Source organism: Streptomyces sp. SCUT-3 (genome assembly GCF_014083985.1).
GTDB lineage: Bacteria > Actinomycetota > Actinomycetes > Streptomycetales > Streptomycetaceae > Streptomyces_H > Streptomyces_H thermolineatus.
Map to the genome: position 1 here is coordinate 4,665,291 of NZ_CP046907.1, position 12,636 is coordinate 4,677,926.

General features: G+C 71.9%; 11 protein-coding genes and 1 pseudogene. 7 read left to right on the forward strand and 5 right to left on the reverse strand.

Annotated features, from left to right (window positions below; translation table 11 throughout):
* Window positions 1–92: 92 nt before the first annotated feature.
* Complete coding sequence (nadA, locus tag GQS52_RS20570; protein ID WP_259370881.1) at window positions 93–1,262, reverse strand: quinolinate synthase NadA; 1,170 nt, start codon at window positions 1,260–1,262, stop codon at window positions 93–95.
* Window positions 1,263–1,523: 261 nt separating this feature from the next.
* Here nadA and erpA point away from each other — a divergent pair.
* A pseudogene (gene erpA / locus GQS52_RS20575) lies at window positions 1,524–1,876 on the forward strand (iron-sulfur cluster insertion protein ErpA).
* A gap of 112 nt (window positions 1,877–1,988) precedes the next feature.
* Here the strand turns inward: erpA and GQS52_RS20580 are convergent.
* Both GQS52_RS20580 and GQS52_RS20585 read right to left on the reverse strand, forming a co-directional pair.
* Window positions 1,989–3,545, reverse strand: a complete 1,557-nt coding sequence (locus GQS52_RS20580; protein ID WP_182314828.1) for a hypothetical protein — start codon at window positions 3,543–3,545, stop codon at window positions 1,989–1,991.
* 153 nt (window positions 3,546–3,698) lie between these two features.
* Window positions 3,699–3,911: a hypothetical protein gene (locus GQS52_RS20585; protein ID WP_182314829.1), complete on the reverse strand. Its 213-nt coding sequence runs from the start codon at window positions 3,909–3,911 to the stop codon at window positions 3,699–3,701.
* A gap of 162 nt (window positions 3,912–4,073) precedes the next feature.
* Between GQS52_RS20585 and GQS52_RS20590 the strand changes: the two genes are divergently transcribed.
* Complete coding sequence (locus GQS52_RS20590) at window positions 4,074–5,048, forward strand: carbohydrate kinase family protein (RefSeq protein WP_182314830.1); 975 nt, start codon at window positions 4,074–4,076, stop codon at window positions 5,046–5,048.
* Window positions 5,049–5,069: 21 nt separating this feature from the next.
* Here GQS52_RS20590 and GQS52_RS20595 read toward each other — a convergent pair whose 3' ends face one another.
* Complete coding sequence (locus GQS52_RS20595; protein ID WP_182314831.1) at window positions 5,070–6,554, reverse strand: cysteine desulfurase/sulfurtransferase TusA family protein; 1,485 nt, start codon at window positions 6,552–6,554, stop codon at window positions 5,070–5,072.
* Between the two features lie 251 nt (window positions 6,555–6,805).
* Between GQS52_RS20595 and coxB the strand changes: the two genes are divergently transcribed.
* The 4 genes from coxB (at window position 6,806) to GQS52_RS20615 (ending at window position 11,291) form a co-directional block, all read left to right on the forward strand.
* Window positions 6,806–7,780 (forward strand): cytochrome c oxidase subunit II, encoded by a 975-nt coding sequence (coxB, locus tag GQS52_RS20600; protein ID WP_182314832.1) that lies wholly within the window; start codon window positions 6,806–6,808, stop codon window positions 7,778–7,780.
* Entirely contained in the window at window positions 7,777–9,579 is a 1,803-nt protein-coding gene (gene ctaD, locus GQS52_RS20605; RefSeq protein ID WP_259370882.1) for a cytochrome c oxidase subunit I, read from the forward strand. Before coxB ends, ctaD begins: the two co-directional genes overlap by 4 nt.
* Entirely contained in the window at window positions 9,576–9,974 is a 399-nt protein-coding gene (locus GQS52_RS20610; RefSeq protein ID WP_182314833.1) for a cytochrome c oxidase subunit 4, read from the forward strand. The genes ctaD and GQS52_RS20610 overlap by 4 nt, the downstream gene beginning before the upstream one ends.
* A 120-nt stretch (window positions 9,975–10,094) precedes the next feature.
* Complete coding sequence (locus tag GQS52_RS20615; protein ID WP_182314834.1) at window positions 10,095–11,291, forward strand: Ig-like domain-containing protein; 1,197 nt, start codon at window positions 10,095–10,097, stop codon at window positions 11,289–11,291.
* Between the two features lie 67 nt (window positions 11,292–11,358).
* Here the strand turns inward: GQS52_RS20615 and GQS52_RS20620 are convergent, their stop codons facing one another.
* Window positions 11,359–11,763, reverse strand: coding sequence for a hypothetical protein (locus GQS52_RS20620; RefSeq protein ID WP_182314835.1), 405 nt, complete (start codon window positions 11,761–11,763; stop codon window positions 11,359–11,361).
* Window positions 11,764–12,007: 244 nt separating this feature from the next.
* Between GQS52_RS20620 and GQS52_RS20625 the strand changes: the two genes are divergently transcribed.
* Window positions 12,008–12,628: a heme-copper oxidase subunit III gene (locus tag GQS52_RS20625; RefSeq protein ID WP_182314836.1), complete on the forward strand. Its 621-nt coding sequence runs from the start codon at window positions 12,008–12,010 to the stop codon at window positions 12,626–12,628.
* Window positions 12,629–12,636: the final 8 nt, after the last annotated feature.

The window sequence follows — 12,636 nt, forward strand, 5'->3', positions numbered from 1 at the left end:
CAGGAAACAGGTACGGGGACGGGACCGCCCCGTCGGCAGTCCGGCAGCAGTGCCGGCGGCCGACGGGGCGGTCCCGTCGTTTCCGCTCCCCGCTACGGCAGGGCCAGCATGCGCTCCAGGGCGAGCTTGGCGAAGTGCTCGGTCTCCTCGTCGACCCGGATGCGGTTGACCACGTTGCCCTCGGCGAGGGACTCCAGAGCCCACACCAGGTGCGGCAGGTCGATGCGGTTCATCGTCGAGCAGAAGCAGACGGTCTTGTCGAGGAAGACGATCTGCTTGTCCGGGTGCGCGTTGGCCAGCCGGCGCACCAGGTTCAGCTCGGTGCCGATGGCCCAGGCCGAGCCGGCCGGGGCGGCGTCGAGGGTCTTGATGATGTACTCGGTGGACCCCACGTGGTCCGCCGCGGCCACCACCTCGTGCTTGCACTCGGGGTGGACCAGCACGTTGACGCCGGGGATGCGCTCGCGCACGTCGGCGACCGAGTCGAGGCCGAAGCGGCCGTGCACCGAGCAGTGGCCGCGCCACAGGATCATTTTCGCGTTCCGCAGCTGCTCGGCGGTGAGACCGCCGCCGGGCTTGTGCGGGTTGTAGACGACGCAGTCGTCCAGGGACATCCCGAGGTCGCGCACGGCGGTGTTGCGGCCGAGGTGCTGGTCGGGGAGGAAGAGGACCTTCTCGCCCTGCCCGAAGGCCCACTCCAGGGCCCGCTTCGCGTTGGAGGAGGTGCATATGGTGCCGCCGTGGCGCCCGGTGAAGGCCTTGATGTCGGCGGAGGAGTTCATGTACGAGACGGGCACGGTGTCCTGCGCCACGCCCGCCTCGGTCAGCACGTCCCAGCACTCGGCGACCTGCTCGGCGGTGGCCATGTCGGCCATCGAACAGCCGGCGGCCAGGTCGGGCAGGACGACCTGCTGGTCGTCGCGGGTGAGGATGTCGGCGGACTCGGCCATGAAGTGCACGCCGCAGAAGACGATGTACTCGGCCTGCGGGCGGGCCGCGGCGTCCCGGGCGAGCTTGAACGAGTCGCCGGTGACGTCCGCGAACTGGATCACCTCGTCCCGCTGGTAGTGGTGGCCCAGCACGAAGACCTTGTCGCCGAGCTTCGCCTTGGCGGCGCGGGCGCGCTCGACCAGGTCCGGGTCGGAGGCGGCGGGCAGGTCGCCGGGACACTCCACCCCGCGCTCGCTCTTCGGGTCGGCCTCGCGGCCGAGGAGAAGCAGGGCGAGCGGCGTCGGCTGGACGTCGAGGGGGGTGGCGGTCACGTCATGCACCTTCTTCATGGAGATCAGGCACCGCTTTTCGTCTAAATGACGTTATCTATGATAACCGCTTTGCGTCATGCTGACGATGCCCCTCGTGTCAATGTGACGCATCGCCCTGCGGGACCGCCCTCGCGGGCATGACCGGGCCCGGCAGGGTGTGCGAGCATGAGGACAGGAACATGCTTCTGCCCGGAATGAATCCGGGGCGCCGCGAGTTGAAGCCCGCGGCAGCAGTCCGTACAACCCGGGAGTGAAACCGAGATGACCGTTCAGGACGAGACGACCACCAACGACGGCATCATCCTGTCCGATGCGGCCGCGGCCAAGGTCAAGAGCCTGCTCGAGCAGGAGGGCCGCGAGGACCTGGCACTGCGGGTGGCCGTCCAGCCCGGCGGATGCTCCGGTCTGCGCTACCAGCTGTTCTTCGACGAGCGCTCCCTCGACGGCGACGTCGTCAAGGACTTCGACGGCGTCCGCGTGGTGACCGACCGGATGAGCGCCCCTACCTCGGCGGCGCCTCGATCGACTTCGTCGACACCATCGAGAAGCAGGGCTTCACCATCGACAACCCCAACGCCACCGGCTCCTGCGCCTGCGGCGACTCCTTCAGCTGACCCCGCCGCCCGGCGCCTTGCCGGGCACGCCCGCGCAGCACGCGCGAAGGGCGGCCGTCCCCCGGGGCGGCCGCCCTTCGCACGCCCCGGCCCCACCGGCCGGGGCGCCCCGTCAGCGGGCGTCCTCCCCCTGCTCCTTCGCGGCCCCGCCCGAACGGGCCGGGACCGGGTCGCCGCTGCCGGCCTCCACCACGGCCCGGTCGCCCAGCGGCTCGTCCAGCCGGACCTCCACCGAGGTGCGCTCGGCGATCATGATGCAGGCCCGGTCGGGACGGTCGGGCCTCCCGGAGATCTCCACCGTCACCCGGTCGGCCGACTCCTCGGCGACGGCCCGGTAGGTGTTGCACACCCCGCCCCAGAAGTACAGGGTCAGCGTCCGCCCGTCCGCGCTGTACGACAGCGGCTCCGGGGACGTGCCCGCACCGGCGCCGACGTCCCCGCCGGCCGGGGCCGAGGGGTCCTCCTGCGGCGGGACGTCGAGGTACCGCGGGTCCACTGCGATCTGCGCCACCGGGTGGGTCCGCTCCACCCCGGGCTGGGCCACGTCGAACAGCCAGGACGGCACCAGCGCCTGGCGCCCCTCCACGGACTGCGCCGACAGGCCGAACCTGGCGCCCCGCACCTCCTGCACCGGCGCCTTCGAGGGCACGCACGGTGCGACCTCGCCGGGCCCGGGCGCCTCCTTCTTCGGGTCGGAGGGCGGCGGCACGGGGGCCGAGGGACAGGAGGCGATCCCCAGGTCGTCACCGGGTGCGCCGGCGTTCAGCAGCTCCAGGGCCTTCTTCGCACTGATCACCGGGTAGGCGCCGGGCTTCTCCTGCAGCGCGGCCAGCATCCCGTGGGCGCTGACGACCTCCCCGTCCGGGCCGATCTGGGCCCCGGCCTCCCGGCCCTCGGTGGGCAGCCCGCCCACCTCGGGGGAGGCGGTCACCGTGCGCACCGCGCCAGAGGTGGCGGACGCGTCGACCTCCGGGTCCTGAAGTCCGAGGGCCTTCCACAGCGGGGCTGCCGCCCGCTCCGCCCGCTCGGCGGAGACCGGGTCGCCGCCGGTGGCGCCCGGCCGGGAGAACGTCCAGTTGCCGGGCGACCCCTCGGTCACCTGCAGGGAGGGGCCCTCGCCCGGGTCCCCGGGCAACGACCACGTGCCGTCGGCCAGCCGGGGGGAGCCCTTCAGGCCCAGGGCCTTCGCGAGCCGCACCACGTCCTGGCGCGGCACCTTCCCCGCGGTGGTGTACACGTGCGCGCTGTCCGGGCCCTCGGGCAGCTTGCCGGTGGCCCGGTAGACGGCCCCGTTCGGGTCGGGCTCGCCCGGGGCGATCTGCCCGGGCGGCCCCCCGGCCCCGGGCGGGCCGTCGATCCGCAGCGGCTCGGGCCGCTCCCCGCCCGCGGCGGGGGAGGAGGACCCGGCCGGGCCGCCGTCCGCCGTCGCCGCCCAGTAGGCGCTGCCCCCGCCGGCCAGCAGCACCGCCGCCGCGACGGCGGCCACCGTCGCCCGGCTCCGGCGGCGCCGGGGCGGGCCGGAGGCGGTGGCGGCGGCGGAAGAGGGCGAGGTGACGTCGTCGGTGCCGCTGCCGGCAGCCTCGGGGGCGGTGCCGGCGTCACCGGGGGCGGCGCCGGTGTCGGCGGGGGCCTCGTCCGGCCGGTCCTGGGGCGTCTGCTCGCTGGCCACAGTGGTGCTCCTTCGGTTCCGCGTCGATCCCGTCGGCTTCGTTCCCCTTGCCCGGGGCACGGGTTGGACGGGACGGCGGACCGGTCGGTTCCACCCGGACGGAGCAAGACGCCGGGAACGGACCGGAAGGCACCGGGGGCGGACCGGGAGGCGTCAGTCGCCGTAGTCGGACATGCCGTCCAGCAGGTGCGCGGACTTCTCCGGAACGGTGACCCCGTGGATGTGCGAGGGCGGGGAGTGCACGGGGCGCACGGGGGCGTGGGAGGTCCAGCGGGGAGCCATCCGGCGGCAGTCGCCGACCAGTTCGTCGAGGGACTCGGGATCGTCCGGAGCGGGGAACGAGGAGGACGTCACGTGCTGGGCCATGCGGAACTCCCACAGGGATCGGGGGTGATGTTCGTGACCCTACGCACACCCCATCCCCGAAGAAAGCCCTACTTTCGGGTAGTTTCGCAGGGTCGGAGCGGGTGGCGCCTGCGGGTAGCGTTGACCGGTCAGTCAGCCGCCCCGTCCCAGGAGCATCCCGTCGTGCGCATAGCAGTCACCGGCTCCATCGCCACCGACCACCTGATGACCTTCCCCGGCCGCTTCTCCGAGCAGCTGGTCGCCGACCAGCTGCACACGGTCTCCCTCTCCTTCCTGGTCGACACCCTGGACGTGCGGCGCGGCGGGGTGGGGCCCAACATCGCGTTCGGCATGGGGCTGCTCGGCCTGCGGCCGGTCCTGGTGGGCGCGGCCGGCGCGGACTTCGCCGAGTACCGCTCCTGGCTGGAGCGGCACGGCGTCGACACCGCCTCGGTGCACATCTCCGAGGTCCACCACACCGCCCGCTTCGTGTGCACCACCGACGACGACCACAACCAGATCGCGTCCTTCTACACCGGCGCGATGAGCGAGGCCCGCTCCATCGAGCTCCAGCCGGTCGCCGACCGGATCGGCGGCCTGGACATGGTGATCGTCGGGGCCAACGACCCCGAGGCGATGCTCCGCCACACCGAGGAGTGCCGCTCGCGCGGGATCCCCTTCGCCGCCGACCCCTCCCAGCAGCTCGCCCGCATGAGCGGCGACGACATCCGGCAGCTGGTCGAGGGCGCCGAGTACCTGTTCACCAACGAGTACGAGAGCGCGCTCATCGAGAACAAGACCGGCTGGACGAACGAGGAGATCCTCGGCCGCGTCGGCACCCGGGTCACCACGCTCGGCAGCAGGGGGGCGCGCGTGGAGCGGGCGGGCGAGGCCCCGGTGCTCGTCGGGTGCCCCGAGGAGGAGCGCAAGGTCGACCCCACGGGCGTCGGCGACGCCTTCCGGGCCGGATACCTGGCGGGCCTGTCCTGGAAGCTGGGCGCGGAGCGCTCGGCCCAGCTCGGCTGCATGCTGGCCACCCTGGTGATCGAGACCCTGGGCACCCAGGAGTACGAGCTGCGCCGCGGGCACTTCATGGAGCGCTTCGCCAAGGCGTACGGCGACGAGGCCGCCGCCGAGGTCCGGGAGCACCTGGGCTGACCGGGACGGCGCGCCCCGGGGTCACCCGTGGGCGCGCCGCACCAGGTAGGCGGTGCCCCCGCCCTCGGCGGGGGTCTCGCCCACGTACTCGTGGCCCAGCATCCGGCACCACTCGGGGACGTCCAGGCGGGCGGCCTCGTCGTCGGACAGCACGGCGACCACCCGGCCCGGCGGGACGTCCCCGATCCTGCGGGCCAGCTCGATCACCGGGATCGGGCACCGCTTCCCCCGGGAGTCGACGACCGCCGCGGCGCCGCCCGGTGCCCGCCCGCCCCCCTCCGGCGGTCCCTCCTGCTCCTGCGTCTCTTCCTGATCCGGCGACCCCTCCGGTGCCTCCGGTGCCTGCGGCGGGGCCTGCTCCCGCGGCCCGCCCGCGACGGGGGCGGAGAGGGCGGACCGGACCCCGGCCACGATCCCGGGCAGGACGCCGAGGAAGCGCTCGACGTCCTCCTCGGAGGTGCCGCGCGGCAGCGACACCCTGACGTTCCCCTCGGACAGCACCCCCATGGCCTTCAGCACGTGGCTGGGGACCAGGGTGTCGGAGGTGCACGACGACCCCGAGGAGACGGAGAACCCGGCCCGGTCCAGCTCCGTCAGCAGCGCCTCGCCGTCGACGTACAGGCAGGAGAAGGTCACCAGGTGGGGGAGGCGCCGGCCGGGGTGGCCGACCACCTCCGTGTCCGGCACGAGGGCGGGGACGCGGGCCCGCAGCCGGTCCACCAGTGCCCGCAGCCGGGCCGCCTCGTCCGCCGCCTCCTGCCGGACGGCCCGCAGCGACGCGGCCGCCGCCACCGCCGCGGGCAGGTTGGGGAAGCCCGGGAAGCGGCCCGACTCGCGCTCGTCCACCGGGCGGGCGGGGGAGAAGCGGGTGCCCTTGCGCACGGCCAGCAGCCCGATCCCCGGGGGGCCTCCCCACTTGTGCGCGGAGGCGGTGAGCAGCGACCAGCCTCCGGGCGGGGCCTCCCAGCCCAGCGACTGGGCGGCGTCGACCAGCAGGGGCACCCCCTCCTCCCGGCAGGCCGCCGCGGCCTCGGCCACCGGCTGCACCGTGCCCGTCTCGTGGTTGGCCGACTGCACGCAGGCCAGCGCGGTGCCGGGGCTCAGCAGGGAGCGGAAGGCGGGCAGGTCGAGCAGGCCGGTGCGGTCCACCGGGGCGAGGTGGAACTCTCCCCCCGCCTCCTCGTGGGCCTCGGCCGCGTGCAGCACGCACGAGTGCTCGACGGACGAGACGACCAGCCGGCGGCCGACCCGCCGCCGGCCGGCGAGGGCCCCTGCCATGCCCGAGTGCACCGCGGCCGTACCCGAAGGGGTGAAGACCAGCTCGTCGGGGCGGCAGCCGACCGCCTCGGCGGCGGTCTCCCGCGCCGCGTCCAGCAGCAGCCGGGCGCGGCGGCCCTCGCGGTGGAGCCTGGCGGGGTCGGCCCAGCCCTCGTCCAGCGCGGCGAGCAGGGCCTGCCGGGCTACCGGGTGCAGGGGGGCGGCGGAGGCGGCGTCGAAGTAGGGCACGTCGAGGAACGGTAGCCGAGGACTCCGGCGGGCTGTCAGAACTCCCCGCGGGGCGGGCACTCCACTCCTTCGAGGGGCCCGGAGAAGGCCGCCCGGCGCGTTAGCCCCACCTGCCCGCGCACCCTCAAATCGAGTCCAGTAGGGTTTGGTCCGCATAAACATCCACACCCTGCTCGCGCCCGGTACGGAACGTCAGCCCAACAGCCGGCGGCCGCCCCCGAACGCGGGCGAGACTCTCGGGAAGGCGCTACGTGAGTCCCTACGGCTCCGACCGCTCGTCGCGGCGCCCGATGCGGCGGAAGCTGCCGCAGGCGCTTGCCGCGGGCCTGGTCCTTGCGACCGCAACCGGTTGCACATACGAGGACTTCCCCCGCCTCGGAATGCCCAGCCCCGCCACGGAGCAGGCGCCTCGGATCCTGTCCCTGTGGCAGGGGTCCTGGGCGGCTGCCTTCGCTGTCGGCGCTCTGGTCATCGGCCTGATCCTGTGGAGCGTCTTCTTCCACAGGCGCAGCCGCACCAAGATCGAGATCCCCCAGCAGACCCGGTACAACATGCCCATCGAGGCGCTGTACACGGTCGTGCCGATCATCATCATCGCGGTCCTCTTCTACTTCACCGCGCGTGACGAGAACGAACTGCTCAAGACCTCCGAGAAGCCGCAGCACGTGGTCAACGTGGTCGGCTACCAGTGGAGCTGGGCGTTCAACTACATGGAGGACGTGGACGGGGACCCGGCCACGCCGGCCAAGACGCCCAGCCAGGTCGCCATGCTCCCGAAGACGATGCTCGACAACGCCCCGAAGGGCGCCGAGGGTGTCTACGACGCGGGCATCCCCGCCACCAAGGTGAAGGGCGCCCCGAGCCCCGGGCCGGTCCTGTACCTGCCCAAGGGCGAGACCGTCCAGTTCATCCTCAGCTCGCGGGACGTCATCCACTCCTTCTGGGTGCCGAACTTCCTGTTCAAGATGGACGTCATCCCCGGCAAGACCAACGTCTTCGAGGTGACCCCCAACAAGGAGGGCACCTTCGTCGGCAAGTGTGCCGAGCTCTGCGGCGTGGACCACGCCCGGATGCTCTTCAACGTCAAGGTGGTCTCCCCGGAGGAGTACCGGGCGCACCTGAAGACGCTGAAGGACAAGGGCCAGACCGGGTACGTCCCGGCGGGCATCGAGACCGTGGGTGCCGCGGAGGAGTCTGGCACCCAGCGGACGGAGAGTGAGCAGTGAGCATCCTCAAGGAATCCCAGGGTGCCGTCGCGGCCGAACCGGCCGCGCCCGCACCCCCGGTGCGGCGAAAGCAGCCCGGCAGCGCGGTCGTGAAGTGGATCACCACCACCGACCACAAGACCATCGGCACGCTGTACCTGGTCACCTCGTTCGCGTTCTTCTGCATCGGCGGCGTCATGGCGCTGCTGATGCGCGCCGAGCTCGCCCGCCCGGGCACGCAGGTGATGACGAACGAGCAGTTCAACCAGGCATTCACCATGCACGGCACGGTGATGCTGCTGATGTTCGCCACCCCGCTGTTCGCCGGCTTCGCCAACTGGATCATGCCGCTGCAGATCGGCGCGCCCGACGTGGCGTTCCCGCGGCTGAACATGTTCGCCTACTGGCTGTACCTGTTCGGCTCGCTGATCGCGCTGGGCGGCTTCCTCACCCCGCAGGGTGCGGCCGACTTCGGCTGGTTCGCCTACACCCCGCTGTCCGACGCCATCCGCTCGCCGGGCCTGGGCGCCGACCTGTGGATCATGGGTCTGGGCATGTCCGGCTTCGGAACGATCCTCGGCTCGGTCAACTTCATCACCACGATCATCTGCATGCGGGCCCCCGGCCTGACCATGTTCCGCATGTCGATCTTCACCTGGAACGTCCTGCTCACCAGCGTGCTGGTGCTGCTGGCCTTCCCGGTCCTGGCCGCCGCGCTGTTCGCCCTCGAGGCCGACCGCAAGTTCGGTTCGCACATCTTCGACCCGGCCAACGGCGGGGCGCTGCTGTGGCAGCACCTGTTCTGGTTCTTCGGGCACCCCGAGGTCTACATCATCGCGCTGCCGTTCTTCGGCATCATCAGCGAGGTCGTCCCGGTCTTCTCCCGGAAGCCGATGTTCGGCTACATCGGCCTGATCGCGGCCACCGTCTCGATCGCCGGCCTGTCGGTCACGGTGTGGGCGCACCACATGTACGTCACCGGCGGCGTGCTGCTGCCGTTCTTCTCCTTCATGACGTTCCTGATCGCGGTGCCCACCGGTGTGAAGTTCTTCAACTGGATCGGCACGATGTGGAAGGGGTCGCTGAGCTTCGAGACCCCGATGCTGTGGGCGATCGGCTTCCTGATCACCTTCACCTTCGGCGGTCTGACCGGCGTCATCCTGGCCTCGCCGCCGCTGGACTTCCACATCTCCGACTCGTACTTCGTGGTGGCCCACTTCCACTACGTGGTCTTCGGAACCGTGGTCTTCGCGATGTTCTCCGGCTTCCACTTCTGGTGGCCGAAGTTCACCGGCAAGATGCTCGACGAGCGCCTGGGCAAGATCACCTTCTGGACCCTGTTCGTCGGCTTCCACGGCACCTTCCTGGTGCAGCACTGGCTGGGTGTCGAGGGCATGCCCCGCCGCTACTCCGACTACCTGGCCGCGGACGGGTTCACCACCCTGAACGGCCTGTCGACCATCTTCTCCTTCGTGCTCGGCCTGTCGATGCTGCCGTTCTTCTACAACGTGTGGAAGACCGCCAAGTACGCGCCGAAGATCGAGGTCGACGACCCCTGGGGCTACGGCCGCTCCCTCGAATGGGCGACCTCCTGCCCGCCGCCGCGGCACAACTTCCTCACCCTGCCGCGGATCCGCTCCGAATCGCCGGCCTTCGACCTCCACCACCCGGAGATCGCGGCGATGGAGCTGGAGCAGAACTCCGACAGGGACGCACTCCGCCACCCGGAGACCGCCGCGCTGGAGCTCGAGGAGAAGGCCGACGGCGACAGCGGCACCCGTGCCGCCGGTGCCGCTGAGCGCAAGGAGGACCGGAAGTGAAGATCCAGGGCCGCATGTTCCTGTGGCTGTCCCTCTTCCTCCTGGCGATGGCCATCGTCTACGGACTGTGGTCCAAGGAGCCGGTGGGCACCACCGCCCTGTTCCTGTCGTTCGGCCTGAGCGTGATGATCGGCTACTACCTGGCGTTCACCGCGCGCCGGGTGGACACCGGCGCCCAGGACCGCGAGAACGCCGAGGTCTCGGACGACGCCGGCGAGCTGGGCTTCTTCAGCCCGCACAGCTGGCAGCCGCTCGCCCTGGCGCTCGGCGGGGCGTTCATCTTCCTGTCCGTCGCGGTCGGCTGGTGGCTGGCGTTCTTCTCGGCGCCCCTGCTGCTGATCGGCCTCTTCGGCTGGGTCTTCGAGTACTACCGCGGAGCCGACCAGCGCTACTGAGCAGGTCTTCCGCAGCACACGGGCCGGGGCCCGGGTCACCGCAGTCGCGGCGGCCCGGGCCCCGGCCCGTTGTCATGGTCATCTGATGCCGAAATGCCCTTCTGTTCCTAGCATGTGCCCATGGAACACGGATTCCGTCGCCGCACGGCGATCTGCTGCGCATTACTGGTGCCGTCCCTCGCCCTGGCGGCCGCGGGCTGCACCGGCCGCACCTCCACCGAACTGCGGGACGCCTCGGGCCTGGTCTCCTACAACGTCTCCGGCGACGGCGTCGACCCCGGCGAGACCGTACGGGTGACGGTGCGGAAGGAGGCCGGCGACAGGATCACCGGCGTGAGGGCCACCGACGGCTCAGGACGCCCCGTGGAGGGCGAACTGACCGGCGACGGCACCGCGTGGCGCAGCACGTCCGCCCTGGCCTCACAGGCGCGCTACACCCTCCGGGTGACCACCGTCGACGCCTCCGGCGCCCGGGGCGCGGCCGTCCACGAGTTCCGCACGGCCCGGGCCGGCAACCTCCTGGACATCGCCCTGGGCCCGGCCGAGGGGCTGTACGGGGTCGGGCAGCCCGTCACCGCGCAACTCAGCGCGCCCGTGGAGGACCGCCGGGCCAGGGCCGTGGTCGAGCGGGGCCTGGAGGTGACCTCGCGGCCGGCCGCCGCACAGGGCTCCTGGCACTGGGTCGACGACCGGACCCTGCACTACCGCCCCCGCACCTACTGGCCCGCGCACGCCACCGTCCGGGTGCGCGCGCAACTGGACGGCGCCCGCGTGGCCGGGGACCTGTACGCGGGGCCGGACCCGGAGCTGGAGTTCCGCACCGGGGCGAGGACGGAGGCGGTGATCGACGCCGCCTCGCACACCATGAAGGTCGTCCGCGACGGGAAGGTGCTGCGCACCTTCCCGGTGACCACCGGCAAACCCGGCTTCGAGACCCGCAACGGCGTCAAGGTCGTCCTCGCCCAGGAGCCGTTCGTGCGGATGACCGGCGCCAGCATCGGCATCCCCGAGGGCAGCCCGGAGAGCTACGACCTGCCCGTCGAATGGGCGGTCCGGGTCACCTGGAGCGGCGAGTACGTGCACGCGGCCCCCTGGTCGGTGGCCGCCCAGGGCGTGGCGAACGTCAGCCACGGCTGCACCGGGATGAGCACCGAGGACGCCCGCTGGTACTTCCACGAGACCAGGCCCGGCGACATCGTCCGGGTGGTCAACAGCGGGGGCGGCGAGATGGAGCCGTTCGGCAACGGCTTCGGCGACTGGAACCTGGAGTGGCAGCAGTGGCTCGCGGGCAGCGCGCTCGGCGGCGCCGACGCCTGACGGCCGGGCGGCGCGCCGGGAACCACCCGGCGCGCCGCGGGGCCGTCCTGGGCGCCGCCCGGGTCCCTCAGCCGACGGCGGGCGCCAGTCGGGCGCGCAGCAGCCCGGCGAGGGAGCGCGCCAGCGCCACCGGGTCCACCGGGAGGACCGCGGTGGCGTCCGCCCGGCTCCAGGTGGCCAGCCACGCGTCCTGCGGGCGTCCGATCAGCAGCAGCACCGGCGGGCAGCGGTAGATCTCGTCCTTGATCTGCCGGCAGACGCCCATCCCGCCGGCCGGGACGGCCTCGCCGTCGAGCACGCAGGCGTCCACGCCGCCCTGCTCCAGGGCCGTCAGAACGGCCGGCAGCGTCGCGCACTCCAGGATCTCCACCCGGGGCAGGTCCGCGGCCGGCCTGCGGCCGATCGCGAGCCGGACCTGTTGGCGGGTGTTCGCGTCGTGGCTGTAGACCAGCACCGTGGCGGTCGGCTCCATGGGACTGCGCCCCCTGATCGCTTCGTCGGGATCGGACCGGACGCTGCGGATGCTACTCCGGCGGAGCCACCCAGGAGGAGGGTTCGGGGGCCGCGGGTTCTCCCGCGGGGCCCGTCGCCACTGCTCAAGGCGCCCGGTTCGCTCCTTCGGGTGACCGCCGGAGGCCGCGGCGCGCGGTGCGCCGCACCCCCTTGACACTCCGAACGGGACCCCCGAAGTGAGAGCGGGATAAGGGACCGACATAATGTCGAGCGTGGCGACAGCAACTGCAGTAGAAACCGGGCACGCGCACCCGTCGGTCAACCGACCGAACCTCGTCAGTGTCGGAACCATCATCTGGCTGAGTTCCGAGCTGATGTTCTTCGCGGCCCTCTTCGCGATGTACTTCACCCTCCGATCGGTGACCGGCGCCGAGTACTGGAAGGAACACGCCGACGCGTTGAACTTCCCGTTCTCCGCGACCAACACCACGATCCTGGTGCTCTCCTCCGTGACCTGCCAGCTCGGCGTGTTCGCCGCCGAGCGCGGTGACGTGCGGAAGCTGCGCCTGTGGTTCGTGATCACCTTCATCATGGGAGCCGTCTTCATCGGGGGCCAGGTCTTCGAGTACTCGGAGCTGGTCAAGCACGAGGGGCTGACGATCTCGTCCGACCCCTACGGCTCGGCCTTCTACCTGACCACCGGCTTCCACGGGCTGCACGTGACGGGCGGCCTGATCGCCTTCCTGCTGGTCCTCGGCAGGACGTACGCGGCCAGGCGCTTCACTCACGAACAGGCCACGTCGGCCATCGTCGTGTCCTACTACTGGCACTTCGTCGACGTCGTCTGGATCGGCCTCTTCGCCACGATCTACATGATCAAGTAATAGCGAAG